An 18,304-nucleotide genomic window follows, 5' to 3' on the forward strand; every position below is an offset into this window, starting at 1 on the left:
ACAGGAACCGGGTGACCCCGCTGATCGATTCCAATCCAAGGGCGGTGCGGTTGAGAGACCGCAAACGCCAAACGTGAACTGGGCACACTTTGCCCGGTGAGCTGGGGACGTCACCGCATTTCCGCTGTTGCCTGCCACGGCGCGCCAGAACGGCCGATCGTCAGGCCAGCACGATTGGCCGGCCTGCCGCCGAGGCGGATCCCGCCACTCCCGTCTCCGCCAGGTAGGCTGAAAACCCTCCTGCCGCGCGGCCTGCCAGGCGCGCACTGGTCATGACCACGGGCGCACCGGCCCATCGCACATCAGCGCCGAGGCGCTGCAGCGTCTCCACCAACTGGACGTCTTCTGCGCAATGCAGCGCCGCGAAGCCGCCTGCCGCCAGATAGGCCTGGGAGGAAACCCCAAGGTTCGCACCATGGATACGTCCATGATCGTCTCCCCATTTCTGCCGTCCCTGAAAGGCCTTGCGCAGGCGCTCTTCGGCCCTACAGGTCGTTGCAATGTCCACCAGCCCACAGAAAGCGTCCCAGCGCCCCTCAAGCTGTGCAACCAACCACTCCGCGGGCACCTCGCTGTCTGCGTCCGTGCTCGCCAGCCACCTCGCACCCCGCCCCAGCAGTTCAGCGGCGGCCGCGGCCCGGGCGATGCCGACGCAGCGTGCATCCAACCGCAGCGTATCGACCCGCTGTTGGCCGCAGATGAATTCCGTAGCGTCCGAGCAGTCGTCCAGCGCAACAATCACCTCCACCGCTTCACCGCCCAGGCCAGGATTCAGGGCCGCCCTCCTGATCGACTGCAGGCACCGCTCGATGCTGGCTGCCTCGTTGTGGGCCGGAACCAGCACGCCTATCACCGCAGGCCCTCCAGGCGGGCCAACGACATCGCGCCGCGCGTCCACCCCTGCAGTACGAAGTCTGCGTCGCGATAGTGGAAGGCTTCCTGCAGGCCTTCACCCAGGTATCGATGCACGACTTCGGTGCGGCTCGCGCGTCCCGGGAACGAAGGCAGCCAATGGCAGGCCACCAGCAGCCCGTCATCGCGAAGTGCTTCCCCGATACCGGCGCGCAGCTCACGCAGTGCGCCGGCTCCCAGGTAGTAGCCCATCTCGCCGCAGACGATCAGATCGAAGCGGCCCGGCGGCCATTGCTCAGGATGGCTGGCGCAGTGGACCTGCACGTGTGGCAGGTGGGCCAGGTTGCGGCGGGCCTGGAATGCCGCTCGCGGGCTGATGTCGGTCGCCAGCAAGCGCTCGCAGCGGGTGGCCAGGGCCTCGGTCAGCACGCCATTGGAGCAACCCAGCTCCCAGCCACGGTTGAAATGACGCTGGCTCAGGCTTGCCAGCAGCAGTGCACGCTTGCGCTCTTCATACCAGCGGCTGCGGTAGCCGAAGGGGTCCTCCTGCTCATGCAGTTCATCAAAGTACGGCTGTGCGCTCATGCAAGGAATACCTCGTAGGTTCGGAAAAACCGGGCCAGTACATGCGCGGGCAGCACCGGAGGGCTGTTCAGCTCCGGCACTTCGCCCGTCTGCGTCCGGAACTGGGCGATCGCGTTTCGTTTCGCGGCCGCTACGGCTGAGATGTCGACCAGCCTGGGGACCTCCCACGCCATATGTGCGCAGGCCGGATCCAGCCAGTGCCATCCCCATACCGGGTACTCCAGCCGGCGGCAACCCACTGCCCGCGCAGCGCTGCAGGCAGCACGCCCTGCCGCTTCATGGTCGGGGTGGCCATCAAACCGCCAAGGCGCGAGGACCAGGTCGCGCGGCTGCAGATGCTGTTGCAGCCAGCCTTCCAGGCCCTGTTCGTGCGCGCTGACCGCGCCGTCGGAGATGCCCAGATGAAACACCGAGCCCGCCCCGATGCCGAGTTCGCGAAGTGCCGCGGCAAGCTCCGCCCGTCGTGCCGACCGCAGGCGCTCTGGCGTCCACCACGGCTCGCCCGGATAGCATGCTTCGCCATCCGTCACTGCAACGACGCTCACCTCCATGCCCTGCCCCACTGCGTGATGGAGCAGCCCGCCGCAACCGAGGATCTCGTCGTCCGGATGCGGCGCGACCACTACCAGGCGGTCATGCCCGGTGCACAGTGCGGTTGCCGTTGTGATCGGCTGCTGCCGGAGCCAATGGCAGCGCAGCCATGCCTGCTCGTGAGTTCCTTCGCCTTGCAGCGGTGCCCTGCCTACAGCGCCCATGCCGCCTCCTGGGCCGCCCGCTGCCCGCCCAGCCATTCCCAATCGCGATCGGCGTGGCACTGGCGAAGGAACACGGTCAGGTCAGCGCAGCGGTGGGCATGGGCGTCTTCCAGGCACATGGGGGCCGGGCCCAACGCCCGGCCCGCCAGATCCAGCACGCGGGTGGCCGCACGCTCGACCACGCAACGTACCCGCACCACGTCCTCGCGATGCGCCGATTCGGGCTCGGCATCGATGCGTGCCGCCAGCTCGCGAAGCAGCGCCGCGGCCGGCGCCAATGCGAGGTCCACTTCACCCAGTAGTCGTGCACGATTTCCCTCGGCGCAGGCGGATCGCATGCGCTCGGCCAGCGCGGCCGCTGCGCCAAACCAGACCGCCGCAATACCCGCGCCTCCATGCCAGAAGCCCGGCCGCTGCAGATAGTCATCGCGCGCGCCCAGGATCACCATCGGTGCAGCGTCAAACCGCACCGTGGTGGATGGGATTCCGGCCATGCCAACGGCGGCCCATGGCTCGCCTGCAAGTGTGCGCCAATGCTCTGCCGCCACATGGCAGAGCCATACGCCCTGGGCGTTGCGGACCGTGACCAGCGCCGCATCCACCCACGCGCTGCCGGAACACCAGGGCTTGTCACCGTGGAGACTACCGCCGGCATCGATGCGAAGGGTGTTGGCCGGGCCCTCCGCAGCCCAGACGGCCAGCAACTGGTCCTCTGCAACGGCAGGCGCTTTCAGCTCGGCAATGATCGCCTGGGCGTCATAGTGGGCCTCCAGCACCTTGGCCAGGCAGAGATCCTCTGCCCCCCAGGCCGCCAGCGCCTGCCAACGCTGCAGCGTCTGGCCGCTTCCGGGCAAAGGCAGTACAGGCTGCTGGACCAGCACCTGGCGTGCGTGGTTGAACAACGGAGAAGGCGGCGTCACATCCTGCATGGGCGGGTCTGCAATGGAGATACGCCATGAACGTAGGCGGCAGGCAGTCATACGACTGTCTTGGAGGTGTGGCGGGCACATGAATGCCCCGCGCAACGATCCTCACGCGCCCACCTGCCGCCGCTGTTCCCGTGCACGGAAACACTGCAGCAGCTCCCACAACCATGGCAGCACCACCAGGCCCAGCGCCGGCAGCAGTATCAGGCACCAGATTTCCGGTGCTGCAGCCTTCACGTTGAGCGACCACCGCGACGGGGCCTGCCAGCCGATCCAGCCCAGCAGCACCCATGGTGCAGCATCGAGCACGCTGTGCACATGCTGTTCCGCTGGACTAATGCGCCTGCGGCCGTCCGCGCTGACGGTGTCGAAGTAGCCGGCGACCGCGTGTGCGATGACCAGCAGTGTCAGGAACGTGACGAGGGACAACGTGTTTTCCAGCGCCAGCCACGCAAGCACCCCGCTGCCGATCAGCAGAAGCTGTACCCCATGCAGGAGGCTTTCGCGCATCGCGGAAGTGTGCGGCAGGTCGGTTCGCCGGTGAAAATGGAAGTCCAGCGAGCCGGCGGCCAGCCACAGCGCGTAGACACAGGCCATGACAATCGCGCTCATGGTGGCCTGCTCATGGAGTCAATACGATCTTGCGGCAGTCGTCCTGCTTGGCATCAAACATCGCGTAGCCCTGCGCTGCATCGGCCAGGCGCATCCGGTGCGAGATGATGTCACCCGGGTCCAGCTTTCCTTCCATGATTGCGTCGAGCAGTTCCGGCATCAGTCCCTGCACATGGGTCTGCCCCATCTTGAATGTCAGCCCCTTGTCGAACGCGTCGCCCAACAGGAATCCATGGATGAAGCCGGCGTAGACACCTGGAATACTGACCACGCCACCGCGGCGTGCGGCTGCAATACATTGCCGGATCGCCACGCCGCTGCTGCCTTCCAGCTTTACAGCGGTCAACGCTGACTCCAGCGCACTGCCCTCGGCCTCGAAACCTACCGCCTCGATGCACGCATCCACGCCCCGCCCACTGGTTTGGGCAAGAATGAAATCGGCCGGATCGTCAATCTCGTTGAAATCAATGGGGGTCACCCCGTAGGCCCTGCGCGCATAGTCAAGGCGGTACCGAAGATGATCAATCATGAAGATTGTCTCGGCCCCCAGCAGGCGGCAGCAGGCCGCGCTCATCAGCCCGACCGGGCCCGCACCGAAGATGGCCACCGTTGAGCCCGGCTTCACCCCTGCGTTCAGCGCGGCCTGGTAGCCGGTGGGGAGGATGTCAGACAGGAACAGGACCTGCTCGTCGGCAACGCCTTCCGGAATACGTAGCGGGCCCACATTCGCCTTGGGCACGCGCACGAACTCCGCTTGGCCACCGGCAACTCCGCCATACAGATGGCTGTATCCGAACAGCGCGGCCGGCGGCAGAAGCCCCTTCTGATTCAGCGCGGCGCCCTTGCCCGGGTTGGTGGTTTCGCAGGCGGCATACTCGGCCAGCCGACAGTGGAAGCACTCACCACAGGCGATCACGAAGGGAATGACAACACGATCACCTGGCTTCACCTGGGTCACCCCGCTGCCGACCTCCTCCACGATGCCCATGAACTCGTGGCCCAGCACATCGCCGTCGTGCAGATCGGGAATCTTGCCGCGATACAGATGCAGGTCGGAGCCGCAGATGGCGGTAGCGGTGACACGCAGGATCAGGTCGTCGTCTGCGGCCAGTACCGGGTCCGGCACGGTCTCGACACGTACATCCTTGCGGCCGTGGTAGGTCAATGCCTGCATCGTGCGTCTCCAGGAGTTCGGATCTCCAGCATCGCAAGGCCGCCATCCCGCCGCGGTGACATCCCGGTGTGCGCGGCGTTCATTCTGCGGCGTCGTGGCGTTAACCCAGCCCGGTGCAAGGTGCAGGTTTCCGCCGCAGGAGCCCTCCGTGAACGACAAGCTTCCTTTCAACCCGACCACGGATGTGGACGATCAGTCGAAGGCACATACGCCGGACAAGCGGCGCAATGACCGGGCCAAGTGGAAGGAGCACGACATGCCTGACGACGGCGATGGCCCCAAGGCCGTACCCGAGGATTACGAGCGCCCTGATCCCGATCCAACAGGCAAGCGTTGAGTTCGCCTCACATCCTGGATGCGCCGGGTTCACAGCTCATGGCCCGCTGGCGGCGCAAGCTTCATCACGGCCATTGGAACAGCCTGAACGAGGTGTTGCATGTGGAAACGCAACGGTCTCTCGCTGGTGCTGCTCGTGCTCACCATCGTATTCATCGGTGGGCAGGCCGTTGCGGGACATCACGTGCACAACCAGGAGCTGATGCAGCACGGACGCGCGCCGATCGATCTCTGGCATTACCTGGCGACCGGGCACTTTGTCAGCGCCACATTCGAGAACTGGGAGAGCGAATTCCTGCAGATGGGGATGTATGTTCTTCTGACAGTGAGCCTGCGCCAGCGCGGTTCGGCCGAATCGCGGCCCTTGGACCCTGCGCAGGAACAGAATCGCGTCGAGCCGGGGCCCACGCCCTGGCCGGTCAGGCGCGGCGGCGTGTGGAAGGCCCTGTACGGCCATTCGCTTGCGATCGCCTTCGGCCTGTTGTTCCTGACCAGCTTTACGCTGCATGCATTGGGCAGCTGGCGAGCCGAGCAGGCCGAGCAGCAGCTGCAGGGCCTGCCAGTGCCGGGCTTTCTCGAGCACCTGGCCAGCAGCACGTTCTGGTTCGAATCGATGCAGAACTGGCAAAGTGAGTTTCTGGCCGTGCTGTCTCTGGTTGTGCTGACCATCTTCCTGCGCCAGAAGGACTCGCCACAGTCCAAGCCGGTCGAAGCGCCGCATGCCCAGACAGGAGATTGAGGCATGGTACGCCCCCCTTCTACCGCCCTGCTGATCATCGACATGTTCAGTCGTTTCGACTTCCCGGGTGCCGACGCGCTGGCGCCAGCGGCAGAAAAGGCGGCCCGGCAGATCCGGCGCCTGAGGGATCACTTCGATGACCAGGGATGGCCAGTCATCTATGCCAATGACAACTTCTCGGATTGGAAGCGGGATTTCCGCCAGCAAGTGGAGCAGTGCCAGCAGGACGGGGGGCCGGCTGCCCGAATTGCCACAGCCCTCTCCCCCCTGCCCGGCCACTATTTCGTGCTCAAGCCCAAGCACTCGGCGTTCCTCGCCAGTCCCTTGCCGATCCTGCTGGCCAAGTTGGGAGTGCACCGACTTTGGCTCACTGGCATGACGGCCGACTCGTGTGTCCTGGCCACGGCGCTGGACGCCAACGCCCGGGAGTTCGAGGTCGTGGTGGCATTGGAAGCCGTGGCGGCGTTGCCCTCCCAGAAACGGCGTGCACTGGCCGTGCTCACCGACTCGGGCGCAGCCCGGGTCGCCCGACTTTCATCGCTGATCTCCAAGCAATCTGCAGCAAGGAAATGAGGCGGCTCAGGCCCGGTCCGCTACACCTTGTACACCGGCGTGACCGGCGCAATGTGCACAGCAGAAGATCTGGCCCTTTCCTTCGACGCCATGCCCGATTACCGCGCAGTCGCAATGTGCGCAGCGTGGCGCGAATGCATGGATCGCGCACTCGAACGAATCGAAGGTTCCGCTGCGCCCGCCCTGCTGCAGGGTGAAGCTCTTGTCGTAGTTGTTGCCGCAGACATCACAGGTGGCCATGTCTCACCCCTTCGTGTGTAAGGAAGGGGGAGTGTGGTGAGCGCGGGTGTCGGTGGCCGTGAATGCGGCGTACCTGGTACGTGCAAAGTACCCATGACGCGTGCCTCGCCGAACTGAAGAGCGGGCCGTTCAGGCCTGTTCATGGCCGGGTCGAAATCTTGCCGCGTCCAAGGTGCCTTGGGCAACGGCTGTTTTTCCATTCAATGCCTACCTGCCCGCCTCGGCAATCGTTTCAGGGGCGGATCTACTCCCCGGCCGCCTGGGTGTGCACTGCCCTTGTGGTTGCCTTTCCGTCGATGGCCCAAACACTGTCCATGTGACCCGCGTTTGCGCGCTTCCTGGAACGCCTCGCCAGCTGCCAGAGAATGAGAGCGGCGATCATTGCGGTCGCGTCCACAGCCACGCCGGCCCTTGAATGGTTCCAGGTGCCTGGCACGCCGACCAATGCTGCAAGGCTGCCGACCGGAATCAGTGCCGTCATCATGGCGCCAGCGTACAGCAGCTCGTAAGCGGAGCGCGCGGCCCCACGCAGGAATGCCCAGGCGACTGCCAGCAGGAAGGCCGCATAGTAGATGCCTTCGTGCCATGCCGAAACATTGGCCACCAGCCCAGGGAGCCACTTGGTGGCGGCCAGTGTCGCCGAGATGCCGGTTACGCAGCCCAGGGACACGCCGATGGTCAAGGATCCCAGCACGCGAGTGGACCGCTTCTGCGCCGGCAGGTTGGCATCGCGCTGCTTCCTGCGTCGTGATTCGATCCACAGCAGGTTGCCGGTGTAGAACACGATTGCGCCGCCGAGTCCAAGCAACAGGTACATCCAGCGCACCGGGTTTCCGCCGAAGCTGCCGAAATGAAGCATGAAGAAGGCATTGACCGCCGTATCCCAGCCATCCATGTGCCCGGGCAGATCATGCGTGTCCACCACGCCGGTGTAGGGATCGAGATGGGTGCTCATGTACGTGCGGGCACGCGTCCCGTAACGGATATCCAGGCCGGTCACACGCCCCTCGACCACACTCCCCTTCTGCTGGAAGCCCAGGCTGTAGACCTCAAAGCCCGGCAGCTGTGCCTTTACCTTTTCCAGCAGTGCAGGAGCAGGCAGAGGCTGGGCGCCCGGAGCGGGCCTGGCATCGTGCTCTTCGCCCCATTGGATGCCGTTGGGATAGACCACCTTGTCCTGGATGTCGTAGATCTGATCGTGGAACGCGAATACCACGCAGGTCACGGCCATGATCAGGTGGAACGGCAGGCTGACAATGCCCAGCGCGTTGTGCACATCCAGCCACATGCGCTTGATGTTCCTGCCTACCCTCACGGCGAAGAAGTCTTTCACCAGCGTCGGTAGCAGCACGATGACGCCGGAGATCAGTGCCACGGCATACATCAGCGCAATGATGCCCATGACGGGGCGCGAAACCGCATCCGGGAACGGCAGGCCGACGAACTGATGCAAGGTGTCGACAAGCTGCGCCACTGGTGCCTTGCGCAGCTGCTCCACCTGGAGGTGGCCCTTCTCGTCAAAGCTTGCGCCAAACTCAGTGAACTGCCGTGGCTTGTCGCCACGTACGCGCCAGATCACGCGGGCAGGCGCTTCAGGTGATGTCTGCACCATCACGCTGTAGTTTTTCGCGGCTTCCGGATGCTTCTTGAGCACCGCCGCCAGCAGGTCAGGTGCACGTTCCATCGGGACCGGCGCAGACAGCGCAGACGGCGGCGTTGCCCATCGTTCCAGCGGCTTCTCGAACATGGTGATCGAGCCGGCATAGAAGGCAATGAACAGCATCAGGCCGGCAAAGATGCCGACCCAGATGTGCACGTCCTTGTAGACCTTGATGATGTCGTTGCGGATCTTCATGCGGGGTCCAATCAGCCCAGCTGGCTTCGCGCCAGCCAGAGTGCGCCAAAGGCGACCAGGTTGGCAGCACCCAGCCACAGCCAGGCGCTTGCGCTGCTACGGAAAAGGAAGACGAATGACAGGAGGGGCGCCCACAGCAGCGCGACCAGCCACATGTTGAACTGGGCCTTGCCGCCCCCACCATCGATGCCGCCGGGGCCGAACCACGCGAACAGGCCGGACAAGGCCAGGGAGAGCCCGAAGCCCAGGAGTACGCCTGCGCACATCTTTCCGAACCAGTGGCGGCTCTGCAGCTTGTCAGGCTTGGCCATGCGGGCCTGCGCCTCGACGGCCACGCCAGACGCCCAGGAACGGCGCCACTGACCAGACCAGCATCAGAATCGTCAACCAGGTGAAGAAGGCCGCACCACTTCCCATCAAAGACAGGAACAAGGCAAGCGAGACCAGCGACAAGATGCTGCCGGGAATCCATTTCCCACGGACAGGCCAAGGTCCGGCGCGCCGCCACTGCTGTTTCGGTGACGCCAGGTAGAACAGCCACGCCCCTACCACACCCGTGGCTGAGGCCAGCAACGCCATCACAACTGACATTCTGGAAGTCTCATACGAAAGTCCCGTGACCTGGCTGGCCGGTCACGGGGCAAAAGGGTTACCAGGTGAACCGGGCGGTGGCCGTGACCGTGCGTCCCGTGCCGAAGAAGCACGAGGAGACACCGCTGCACGTGGTCACGAAACGCTTGTCCGTCAGGTTGCTGACGTTGAGCGCGAATTGCGTGCCCACACGCCCGATCGCGCCCACGTCGTAGCGGATCGCCGCATCCCACATCGTGTAGGACGGAATCAGGTAGACGTTGGCGCTGTCACCGTAGCTTTCGCCGTTGTAGCGGACGCCTGCGGCAAGGCTCAGGCCCGCGAGTGCCCCGCCCTGGAAGGTGTAGTCACCCCACAGTGCAGCGGTCCAGTCCGGAACCATCGCCAACTGCTTGCCCTGATATCCGCTGTTGCTCTTGGTTACTTCCGAGTCCATCCACGATGCGGCACCGATCACGCTGAAGCCGTCGAGCGGGGTGACGCGGCCTTCCAGTTCTACGCCACGTACGCGGCCTTCGCCATCCTGGACCTGGCACTGGCTGGACCCAGTCGTGCCGCAGGTGTTGTGGCTGGGGTCAGGGTCGTTGGTCAGGATGTTCTGCTGGCGCAGATCGTAGGCCGAAAGCGTGATCAGGCCATCGAATCCAGACGGCTGATACTTCACGCCCACTTCCCACTGCTTGCCGGTGATCGGGTCGAACGGCGTCCGGTCGAAAGACTGGGTCGCCGTGCTGCCTGCCGGCTGGAAGGACTCCGCATAGCTCAGATACGGGGTCAGGCCGTTGTCAGCCACGAACAGGATGCCAGCGTTGCCGCTGAAGGCTTCGTTCTTGATGCGGCTCGGCGCGCGTGCGCCGTAGCGATTCGTAGCCACGGTGTACGACTGCGTCCAGGTGTCGTCCTTGGTCCAGTCGTAACGGCCACCCACGGTGAAGCGCCACTTGTCGAGCGCGATCTGATCCTGCAGGTAGGCACCCGTCTGGCGGTTGACGCCTCCCGAGTAGCTGATGCTGTTGGTGACCGGAACATAGCCGGTGTAGACCGGATTGAAGATGTCGATCGGCGCCGGATCACGCATCGCACCGCGTGCCGCGTCCCAATCGGCCTTCTGCCAGTCCACGCCCACCAGCAGCGTGTGTTCAGCCGAGCCGGTCTGGAACTTGCCGGTCACACGGGTGTCGATGGTGTCGCCCTGGGAGTCCCCCTCGCCCCAGGTGGCACGTCGCTTCTGCGTGCGGCCATCCGGGTTCAGGCCACCATTGGTCACCACGGTGCGGAAGGTCGATTCCACGTTGGTGCGGCGAGCCCCCTGGCTCAGGGTCCAGTTCTCGTTGAAGGCATGCTCGAACAGCCAGCCGGCCGTCCAGATCGTGCGGTCGTAGGTGTTCCAGTTCGGTTCGCCAATGAAGGTCGTGTTCTTCATGCGCCCATAGGGGGTGGCCTTGAGCGTGCCGTCCATCGGCAGGAACTGGTAGGTCGAGCCACCGTCGTCGCGCTGGTAAAGGCCCAGCACCGTCAGGCGCGTGCGCTCGGCCATCTGGAAGGTATAGCTGGGCGCCAGGAACCAGTGCTCCTGCTGGGTGTGCTTGATCTGCGTGTCACCGTCGCGATACAGGCCCACCAGGCGGCCCAGATGGCGCTTGTCGTCCGATGCCGCGCCCAGGTCGAATGCGCTGCTGTACTGGCCGTTCCCATCCAGACCCAACTGCAGCACCTGCTGCTGGTCAGGCGTCGGGGTCTTGCTGACCTGGTTGACCATGCCACCCGGAGCCACCTGGCCATACATGACGGCCGACGGTCCCTTCAGCACTTCGACACGGTCCAGGTTCCAGCTGTCCACCATGGTCCGGTTCCACTGGCCACCCTGCGGCGCCCGCATGCCGTCGATGGTGACGTTATTGCTCCAGCTGCCGGCATCGAAGCCACGGATGCGGAAGTCATCGACGCGGTTGTCGATGCCGCCGCTCTCCAGGACGACGCCCGCCACGTAGCGCATCGCCTCGTTGAGGTTCTGCACACCGCGGGCATCGAGCTCCTCGCGGGCAATGACCGAGACCGACTTGGCCATCTCTGCAATCGGCGTGTCGGTCTTGGTCGCGCCGGAGGTGTGGGTGGTGGTGCGATAGGCGTTGACCCGCACCGCATCCAGGGTGGTGGCGCTGCCATCGGGCGATTCTGCCGAAGCCTCCTCGGCATGCCCCACCAGTGGCAAGGCCAGCATCAGCGCAACGGACGTGGACAACAGGGTGCGCATGGGAGCGCGGGAAGCAAGGATCATTTTGGACATTGGGGGGCCTACGGTAGGAAGTGCGCCCTAGGCGGCAGCTGCGGCGGCGTTAATTTCACGTTAAATTGTATCAAACGCAAATCATTCGCACTAGCATCTCCGCACCCTCCGTGCTTTTTCGGGAGTGCCCCTGCCCTCAGCCTGCCCTCAGCATCGCCATCAGCAACCCCATCAGGGCACTCCCCGCCGCCAGACTCAGCCATACCCTCCCAACACTGCGGGCGCTGAAGACGCCCACAGCGATGGCAATGAACAGCACGAACCCCAGCAGTGAACTGGTCAGGACCGAAACGGACGTCCTTACCCCCACCAGCGCGGGCAACAACAACGCCAGCGCCGTAGCGGTAACCGCGGTGAACACGTAGCCGCCCAGCGAGGCGGCCAGCACACGGCTCGCCACCTGCCAGCGATGGGCTGCTCCCCGCCCGGCCGGAGGCTTGGCCGGGCGCGCCGCCTCCTGCGCCCGTGGCCACCGGCGCTGCAGCATCAGGGCCATTCTTGCCAGCATCAACCCGAATGCCAGTGCGACCAGCTCCACGCCGGCCTGCTGCCATGCACCCCGCTGCAGATACATCAGCACGCCCTGCCCGGTGGTTACCATGTTCACCAGCGGCAGTGCCAGGCACAGTGCTGCGGCCAGCCACAACTGCTCGATCCAGGCCAGGCGCGGTGGGCGCCATAGCGCGTGCGCCACCGAGGCCGCGCAGGCAGCAAGAAAAATGCGTATTTCCCATGCGCTGCGATCGCTCATTTCCAGTGGCAGCAACCGATTGCCGTGCAGGTAGACGAAGCTTGCCAGTGCCACCCCGGCCAGCGATGCGACGTTGAACGCTTCCACGCAGCGATAGATGCCCGCCGTGGCCGCGCCGAACTCATGCTCGCTGCGCTTGCGCCGCTTGATGGAGAACAGCAGCGTGCCGATGGCGATCATCGCCGTGCCGAGCAGACCGCTGATGAAGTACAGCCACTTCATCGGCCAGCCGCCGTAATCGGCCTTGTGCAGTGCTTCGATGGTTTCGTGCACCTGTACGGCGCCAATGGCATGCGGACGTGCGCCATGCTGTTGCAACAGCGTGCCGCTGGCAGCATCGAACGTCACCCGGCTGGCTTCGGTCAGCAGATGCCTGTCCGCGCCCCCCTCGGGCTTGCGGCCGATCACCTCCACCACGCTGTGCACGGTGCCGGGCGCCTGGATCACGACCAGTGCCGGTGGCTGCCCGCTGATGGCGTGCGCGCGTGCCAGCAGTTGCGGCAGGTCCGGCAGTTGCGCGGTGGATACCAGGATGCCGGGCGGAGCCAACGGTGCAGGCGCCAGCTCGGCTTCGTAGCGCGCATAGGCGCCATCCGCATCGCCATAGGCGGCGTGCACCGGCCACGGCAGATAGCTGCTGTAGAAGAAGGTCAGCCCCGTGTAGCCGATCATGAACAGGAATGGCAGGGTCAGCACGGCACTCAGGTTGTGCGCATCCAGCCAACTGCGCTGTCCCTTGCCCGGGCGGAAGGTGAAGAAGTCCTTGAAGATGCGTTTATGCACTACCACGCCGGACACCAGCGCCAGCAGCATGCAGGCGGTGATCCAGCCGACCAGCCAGTAGCCGGCCATGCCACCGTGCAGGGTGTAATGGAAGGACATGAAGTGGCGCCCGCCTTCGGTTTCCCGAAGACGAGGTGGAGGCTGTGGCATGCCTGTACTGGCATCCACCCAGCGTTCGTGCGCGTTGCCGTCGCCATCCTCCCATGACAGCTCCAGCGGCCAGCCGTGCTGCGCAGGCCAACGGATCTGCCATGCCCGTGCATCGGTGGTGTTTGCGGCCAGCCAGTGCTGCGCACGCACCGCCTGCGTTGCGGTGTCCACCGCCGGCAAGGAGGCCGGCACGGGGCCGGCCTCCATCCATCGCGTGATCGGCTCGCGGAACACGCTGAGCGTGCCGGTCAGGAAGATCGCGCACAGCAGCCAGCCGCAGGTAAGGCCGCACCACGTGTGCAGCCACGACATGCTCTGCCGGAAGCCTGCCTTCATGCCTGCCCCGTGACGGGCAGGCCGTTGCCCCGCCGGTTGCGGAAGATCACAGCGAGCCGCGCAGCGTCAGCATTACATTGCGCGGTTCGCCGAAGAAGTTGCCGCGGCGGATCTGGCTGATCATCGCGTAATAGCGCGTGTCGAACAGGTTGGCCACGTTGAGGCCCACGCTCCAGCGCGGATTGATCCGGTAGCCGGCACGCAGGTCCCACACAGCACGTCCTGCTGCACCCATGCGCCAGTCCGGGTCGTCGTAGGCCGGATAGGAGTAGCTGCTCTGTGCCGATACACCACCACCCACGGAGAACGCGTTCCACTTGCCGGGCAGCTGGTAGGACGTCGACAGGCGCAACAGGTGGCGAGGTGTCTCGGCGCTGATGGTCGCGCCCTCATCGTCGCGGCTGGTGACGTGGGTATAGCCCGCCATCATCTGCCAGCCCGGTGCCAGTTCGCCGCTGGCTTCCAATTCAAAGCCCTTGCTGCGCAGCTTGCCGCCATTGCGGTAGCAATCGGACGACGCCAGCGAGCCACGGCAGCTGCCCGGGTCGGATTCGTCCACCACGGCGTTGCCGGTTTTGCGGATGGAAAACACCGCAGCGGAAAGGTTCAAGCGCCCATCGTTCAATTCCCCCTTCACGCCCAGCTCGTAGTTGGCGCCGATGGCCGGATCCAGCACCGAGCCGGACGCGGTGACGTACGAGCTCTGCGGCTGGAAGGTGTCGGCGTAGCTGGCGTAGACCGACCATTGTGGACCCAGGTCGTAGACAAGGCCGGCATACGGGGTGAATTCGTGTTTCTGTTCGTAGTCACGGCTCTTGGCGCCAGTGAAGCCATCGCTGGACTGGTACTTCACCCAGCTCAGCCGGCCACCCAGCGTGAGGTGCAGCGGCTCTGCCAGCTGCAGGCGCAGATTGCTGTACACGCCGCTCTGCTGGGCGCGGGCGTTTTCTGACCAGTCCCAGGCTGGCTGGAGCGGCTGCGCAATGGCGCTGTGGTCGGGTGCATAGACATTGATCGGCACGTCGATGGCCAGGTCCGCCGAGCTCTGGCGGGTACGCTGGCGCGACCACATGGCGCCCAGCAGCACCTGATGGCTGCGGCCGAAGGCTTCAAAACTGCCGGTGGTGTGCAGGTCGATGCCATCGCTGCGCACGCGCGAGCGGTTGAAATAGATGTCATAGAAGCGCGAACCGATGCCGGTGGCGCGGTCCACCCCGCCCAGCGGAACCGCGACACGCTGGTCCAGGTCCGATTCGGTGCGGTTCACCGACAGGCGCGCCTTCCAGCGTTCGTTGAAGCGGTGCTCCGCTTCTGCGAAGGCTTCTTCAACGGAGCCCTCCTGCCGGTTCCAGTCCTGGATGAGCGAGGTGGAACGCTTGATGTCCAGCGCACCGCCATCGGTGTAGCGCGGCAGGCCGAACAGCCAGTAGCCGTCGGTGTCACTGGCCTGGTGGCGCAGGCCGAAGGTCAGCGTGGTGTCCGCACCCAGGTCGGCGTCGATCACCCCATAGGCCACTGGTGTCTTCGATGAGGTTCCCCGCTGGAAGTAATCGCGGTCCTGGTAGGCGGCGATCAGTCGGCCGCGCACGCTGCCGGCGGCATTGAGCGGGCCGCCGCCATCAACCTCGACGCGGTAGTTGTCCCACGAACCCACAGTTGCCGCCAGATCGAGATGGGCCTGGTCGCGCGGGCGCCTGCGCACCATGTTGATCGCCCCGCTGGGGTCGGCCGCACCCAGCATCATGCCACCGGCACCGCGCAGCACTTCAACCCGCTCCAGCACCGCGGTGTCGATCGGCAGCCAACCCACCGGGGCATAGACGATGCCGGCCACGCCATCGACCAGATAGTTGCTGTCGTCCACGGTGAAGCTGCGGATCGAGAACTTGTGGTTGCCGAAGTTGCGGGCGGTCTTGGTCACACCCGTGGTCTGCGCCAGCGCCTCGTCCAGCGTGGTGAGGTTGCGGTCGTCCAGCTGCTGGCGGGTGATCACGCTGACCGACTGCGGGGTCTGGCGGATGCTCTGCCCCAGCTTGCCCAGGCTCAGCTCACGTGCTGTGTAGGCGCCATCACTTGGCGCGTTGGCGGTCACGTTCACCGTCTGCAGGGTGGTCTGGGCCTCCTTGCTGCGCGTAGGTGTTGCTGCTTCCTGCGCCAGGGTGAACACGCCCGGACGGGTGGCATTGACACGCACGCCACTGCCCTCCAGCAGGCGCGCCAGTGCTTCCTGCGGTGTGTAGCTGCCGGTCAAGGCCGGGGCGCGACGGCCCGCCACCGCCGATTCGCTGAACAGCACCTGCTGCCGGGACTGCTCGGAAAAGCGGCGCAGCGCGGCATCAAGCGGTTGCGCCGGAATATTGAACGGCACGCGCGCAGCCGGCTGCGCCTGTGCGATGGCCGGCGCTGCCAGCGCGCTGGAAATGCACAGTGCCAGCAACGGCAGCCGCTTGGCGTGTGCCCCCGTAGAGAACGCGCCAGCAACAAGTGCGCGCTTGATCTTCATGTACCCCATTACCGCTCCATCATGCTTGGCCGCTACTGGCCTCACTGGGGTAAACGGAAAACGGCGGTGGGGTGGGAACCCGCCCCGGTAGAAATTTTCGTTCCGGGGTCAGCGGGCAACAGGCCGTTCGTCGATGCGATAGCCGCCCTGGGCAGTGCGGGTCACCTGCACGGGCAACAGATCCGGCAGCGCCTCCAGGAAGGTGGCTGGGGCATCGGTGGCTGCGTAGCCGGAGACCGGCAGGAACTTCAGCCTTGGCTGGCCCAGCGTGACGGGATGGCCCAGATACTGCCCGACCTCCTGCGCCACTTCGTCCAGCGGGGTGCGCCGGAACACCAGGCGCCCGTTGCGCCAGCCGCCAATGCTGTCTGCGCTGGCGGCAATGGAGCGGTAGGCGGCTGTAAGCGTGGTAACGGCCAGGCCTTGTTCGGCGTGCAGGCTGACCGGCGAGGAACCTTCTGCGCGATCCGGCTGTACCCGCACGTGCCCATGCAGCACCTTGACCACGACTTCGCCCGGGCCATTGCGCACATTGAAGGCCGTGCCGACCACCGTCACCCGGCTACGCTGGGCATCGACGGTGAAGGGCCGGTCGGCCGCCGGGGCGACCTCGAAGTACGCCTCGCCCTGGCTGAGTACCACTTCACGACGGGATCGATAGAAATGCACCGCCAGCGTGCTGCGTGCATTGAGTGAAATCCGTGAGCCGTCCGGCAATTGAAGATCACGTATCTCGCCCGCACCGGTGACCACGTCCTGTACGTAGCTGGGCGCGGTGTACCAACCGTAGCCGACGTACCCCAAGGCGAGCATCGCCACGGCCGCAGCCGCCGCAACGCGTGGCAGGCGCCACGACCGTGCACGCCGCGCCGCCCTGCCCCGGCGTGGAGCGGCAGGTGCAGGTACTGCTGGGGCGATCACCGCACGCGCGTCCGAGGCCAGCACGGGGCGCGGCAACTGGCCCAGGTCGTGCCAGGTTCTGGCCACGTCGGCGAACGCCTGTCGGTGCGCTTCGCTCTCGGCCAGCCAGTGCTGCAGGGCTACCTCTTCTTCCGGTTGCCAGTCCGCATCCTGCCGCCGCACCATCCACGCGGCGGCCGCCTCATGCAGGGCAAACGGGTCGGAACCTGCGGCAGAAGGGAGATCGGTCATCGGCAGGGAAAATCAGCATCGATGGCAGGCGCCAACGCCTCGCCCGCCTTGATCGGGCGATGCAGTTCCTGCATCTGTGCCAGAGACGCATAGCGTACCCGCACTTCGCAGTAGGCAACCGCTCGCGACAGGTGCTTGACCACCATGCGGCGGGAGATCTGCATGCGAGCAGCCACGTCTTCCTGGGTCAGCCCATCGAAGCGGCAGAGCACAAAAGCCTCGCGTTGGCGCTCCGGCAGCTCGGCCAGTGCTTCTCGCAGGCGCTCCAGGCGCTGCCGCTGGGCGCTGAGCTGCAACGGGCACTGTGATTCATCGCTGGCGATGGCCTGGCCCGCATCCTCTGCATCTGCCAGCGGCAGCGTCTGGAGACGGCGGCCTGCGGTGTGCTCACGATATTCATCGGCCACGGTGTTCATCACCGTTCGCCGGAAATAGGCACCTTGCTGGTCGCACGACGCCAGTGCAGGATTTGCCGCCAGCCACTTGACTGCACCGTCGTGCAGGGCATCCTCACCGTCCGCACCCCTGACACGCGCAAGGCTGCGTAGAATGGGCCCGCGCCAACGGGCATAGGCTTTCGCAAGGAGGTTCCCGCCCGTTGGCGAGGCATCTTCCGGAATGCCCGGCTCCGTGGGAGAGGCCCGTTCCGCGTTGCTGCCCGTGCCCCGGCCTAGCGTGGACACATCACCCTCGGGGCAAATGCCTGCGGTCTGCACAGGTGGGGCGGGGAATTCACGTTGGGAGCCGGAGTTCTGACCGCCATAGGCGGCGGAAGGGGTGGGATGCCGCAAGTGTAGTGAGAGTCATTTGCGATTGGAACTCCCCTGACCCGCTCTTGCCGTGATGCGAAAGCGAATTCAGGCCGTGCGGGGAGATCAACTCGTCCAGCGCACGCTGATATCCGTTGCCGCCCGCTAGCAGGCGTACTGTCCGGTCGCTGGGATTCAGCCCACTGCGCCGAGTACACGGACCGAAGACGCGCCATCGCCAGCGTGGAGCAACCAGGCCATCCTGGATGTCATCCTGAAGAGCGACAGTGATGGCGAGCCCGGACTTTGCAGCTGATCGCAGGCCCTGCTGGCTCACCGAGGCAAAGGTTTCGAT

18 protein-coding genes are annotated in these 18,304 nt (G+C 65.3%); 3 read left to right on the forward strand and 15 right to left on the reverse strand.

Annotated features, from left to right (window positions below; genetic code table 11):
- Positions 1-160 precede the first annotated feature (160 nt).
- The 6 genes from ACYKG1_RS11040 to ACYKG1_RS11065 form a co-directional block, all read right to left on the reverse strand.
- Positions 161-853, reverse strand: a complete 693-nt coding sequence (locus ACYKG1_RS11040; protein WP_478470429.1) for a glycosyltransferase family 2 protein — start codon at positions 851-853, stop codon at positions 161-163.
- The gene (locus ACYKG1_RS11045) at positions 850-1,437 is read right to left on the reverse strand and encodes a class I SAM-dependent DNA methyltransferase (RefSeq protein ID WP_100472372.1); all 588 of its coding nucleotides are present in this window, start codon (positions 1,435-1,437) and stop codon (positions 850-852) included. The genes ACYKG1_RS11040 and ACYKG1_RS11045 overlap by 4 nt, the downstream gene beginning before the upstream one ends.
- Positions 1,434-2,192 (reverse strand): PIG-L deacetylase family protein, encoded by a 759-nt coding sequence (locus ACYKG1_RS11050; protein WP_478470431.1) that lies wholly within the window; start codon positions 2,190-2,192, stop codon positions 1,434-1,436. Before ACYKG1_RS11050 ends, ACYKG1_RS11045 begins: the two co-directional genes overlap by 4 nt.
- The gene (locus tag ACYKG1_RS11055; protein WP_478470433.1) at positions 2,180-3,121 is read right to left on the reverse strand and encodes an acyl-CoA dehydrogenase; all 942 of its coding nucleotides are present in this window, start codon (positions 3,119-3,121) and stop codon (positions 2,180-2,182) included. The genes ACYKG1_RS11050 and ACYKG1_RS11055 overlap by 13 nt, the downstream gene beginning before the upstream one ends.
- A gap of 102 nt (positions 3,122-3,223) precedes the next feature.
- The gene (locus ACYKG1_RS11060; RefSeq protein WP_100472378.1) at positions 3,224-3,730 is read right to left on the reverse strand and encodes a hypothetical protein; all 507 of its coding nucleotides are present in this window, start codon (positions 3,728-3,730) and stop codon (positions 3,224-3,226) included.
- A 10-nt stretch (positions 3,731-3,740) separates the two neighbouring features.
- On the reverse strand, positions 3,741-4,904 hold the full coding sequence (locus ACYKG1_RS11065; RefSeq protein WP_478472739.1) for a zinc-dependent alcohol dehydrogenase: 1,164 nt from the start codon (positions 4,902-4,904) through the stop codon (positions 3,741-3,743).
- A gap of 148 nt (positions 4,905-5,052) precedes the next feature.
- Between ACYKG1_RS11065 and ACYKG1_RS11070 the strand changes: the two genes are divergently transcribed.
- The 3 genes from ACYKG1_RS11070 (at position 5,053) to ACYKG1_RS11080 (ending at position 6,552) form a co-directional block, all read left to right on the forward strand.
- Entirely contained in the window at positions 5,053-5,241 is a 189-nt protein-coding gene (locus ACYKG1_RS11070; protein ID WP_005409707.1) for a hypothetical protein, read from the forward strand.
- Between the two features lie 99 nt (positions 5,242-5,340).
- Entirely contained in the window at positions 5,341-5,979 is a 639-nt protein-coding gene (locus ACYKG1_RS11075; RefSeq protein WP_478470435.1) for a DUF6766 family protein, read from the forward strand.
- 3 nt (positions 5,980-5,982) lie between these two features.
- Positions 5,983-6,552, forward strand: coding sequence for a cysteine hydrolase family protein (locus tag ACYKG1_RS11080; RefSeq protein WP_478470437.1), 570 nt, complete (start codon positions 5,983-5,985; stop codon positions 6,550-6,552).
- Between the two features lie 6 nt (positions 6,553-6,558).
- Here ACYKG1_RS11080 and ACYKG1_RS11085 read toward each other — a convergent pair whose 3' ends face one another.
- From ACYKG1_RS11085 to ACYKG1_RS11125, 9 genes are all read right to left on the reverse strand, one after another.
- Complete coding sequence (locus tag ACYKG1_RS11085; protein WP_049422290.1) at positions 6,559-6,792, reverse strand: hypothetical protein; 234 nt, start codon at positions 6,790-6,792, stop codon at positions 6,559-6,561.
- A gap of 244 nt (positions 6,793-7,036) precedes the next feature.
- Positions 7,037-8,647, reverse strand: a complete 1,611-nt coding sequence (locus ACYKG1_RS11090) for a PepSY-associated TM helix domain-containing protein (RefSeq protein ID WP_478470438.1) — start codon at positions 8,645-8,647, stop codon at positions 7,037-7,039.
- An 11-nt stretch (positions 8,648-8,658) separates the two neighbouring features.
- Positions 8,659-8,958 (reverse strand): hypothetical protein, encoded by a 300-nt coding sequence (locus ACYKG1_RS11095; RefSeq protein ID WP_071227836.1) that lies wholly within the window; start codon positions 8,956-8,958, stop codon positions 8,659-8,661.
- Positions 8,945-9,238 carry a hypothetical protein gene (locus ACYKG1_RS11100; protein WP_478470439.1) on the reverse strand — a complete coding sequence of 98 codons (294 nt, stop codon included), beginning with the start codon at positions 9,236-9,238 and terminating at the stop codon, positions 8,945-8,947. Before ACYKG1_RS11100 ends, ACYKG1_RS11095 begins: the two co-directional genes overlap by 14 nt.
- Before the next feature lie 58 nt (positions 9,239-9,296).
- A complete protein-coding gene (locus tag ACYKG1_RS11105; RefSeq protein WP_478470441.1) occupies positions 9,297-11,492 on the reverse strand; it encodes a TonB-dependent siderophore receptor in 2,196 nt (731 codons plus the stop codon).
- Positions 11,493-11,661: 169 nt separating this feature from the next.
- Complete coding sequence (locus ACYKG1_RS11110; RefSeq protein ID WP_478470443.1) at positions 11,662-13,545, reverse strand: PepSY-associated TM helix domain-containing protein; 1,884 nt, start codon at positions 13,543-13,545, stop codon at positions 11,662-11,664.
- A 46-nt stretch (positions 13,546-13,591) separates the two neighbouring features.
- Entirely contained in the window at positions 13,592-16,048 is a 2,457-nt protein-coding gene (locus tag ACYKG1_RS11115; protein WP_478470445.1) for a TonB-dependent siderophore receptor, read from the reverse strand.
- A gap of 108 nt (positions 16,049-16,156) precedes the next feature.
- Positions 16,157-17,200, reverse strand: a complete 1,044-nt coding sequence (locus ACYKG1_RS11120) for a FecR family protein (RefSeq protein ID WP_478470446.1) — start codon at positions 17,198-17,200, stop codon at positions 16,157-16,159.
- Positions 17,197-17,916: an RNA polymerase sigma factor gene (locus ACYKG1_RS11125; RefSeq protein ID WP_478472740.1), complete on the reverse strand. Its 720-nt coding sequence runs from the start codon at positions 17,914-17,916 to the stop codon at positions 17,197-17,199. Before ACYKG1_RS11125 ends, ACYKG1_RS11120 begins: the two co-directional genes overlap by 4 nt.
- Positions 17,917-18,304 lie beyond the last annotated feature (388 nt).

It is taken from the genome of Stenotrophomonas sp. 85239_Sma, assembly GCF_056481725.1.

Bases quoted from the DNA above. Each gene is read 5' to 3' on its own strand.
- ACYKG1_RS11045 (WP_100472372.1), bottom strand. From the start codon at position 1,437: ATGAGCGCACAGCCGTACTTTGATGAACTGCATGAGCAGGAGGACCCC.
- ACYKG1_RS11050 (WP_478470431.1), bottom strand. From the start codon at position 2,192: ATGGGCGCTGTAGGCAGGGCACCGCTGCAAGGCGAAGGAACTCACGAG.
- ACYKG1_RS11055 (WP_478470433.1), bottom strand. From the start codon at position 3,121: ATGCAGGATGTGACGCCGCCTTCTCCGTTGTTCAACCACGCACGCCAG.
- ACYKG1_RS11060 (WP_100472378.1), bottom strand. From the start codon at position 3,730: ATGAGCGCGATTGTCATGGCCTGTGTCTACGCGCTGTGGCTGGCCGCC.
- ACYKG1_RS11065 (WP_478472739.1), bottom strand. From the start codon at position 4,904: ATGCAGGCATTGACCTACCACGGCCGCAAGGATGTACGTGTCGAGACC.
- ACYKG1_RS11075 (WP_478470435.1), top strand. From the start codon at position 5,341: ATGTGGAAACGCAACGGTCTCTCGCTGGTGCTGCTCGTGCTCACCATC.
- ACYKG1_RS11080 (WP_478470437.1), top strand. From the start codon at position 5,983: ATGGTACGCCCCCCTTCTACCGCCCTGCTGATCATCGACATGTTCAGT.
- ACYKG1_RS11085 (WP_049422290.1), bottom strand. From the start codon at position 6,792: ATGGCCACCTGTGATGTCTGCGGCAACAACTACGACAAGAGCTTCACC.
- ACYKG1_RS11090 (WP_478470438.1), bottom strand. From the start codon at position 8,647: ATGAAGATCCGCAACGACATCATCAAGGTCTACAAGGACGTGCACATC.
- ACYKG1_RS11095 (WP_071227836.1), bottom strand. From the start codon at position 8,958: ATGGCCAAGCCTGACAAGCTGCAGAGCCGCCACTGGTTCGGAAAGATG.
- ACYKG1_RS11100 (WP_478470439.1), bottom strand. From the start codon at position 9,238: ATGTCAGTTGTGATGGCGTTGCTGGCCTCAGCCACGGGTGTGGTAGGG.
- ACYKG1_RS11105 (WP_478470441.1), bottom strand. From the start codon at position 11,492: ATGCGCACCCTGTTGTCCACGTCCGTTGCGCTGATGCTGGCCTTGCCA.
- ACYKG1_RS11110 (WP_478470443.1), bottom strand. From the start codon at position 13,545: ATGAAGGCAGGCTTCCGGCAGAGCATGTCGTGGCTGCACACGTGGTGC.
- ACYKG1_RS11115 (WP_478470445.1), bottom strand. From the start codon at position 16,048: ATGAAGATCAAGCGCGCACTTGTTGCTGGCGCGTTCTCTACGGGGGCA.
- ACYKG1_RS11120 (WP_478470446.1), bottom strand. From the start codon at position 17,200: ATGACCGATCTCCCTTCTGCCGCAGGTTCCGACCCGTTTGCCCTGCAT.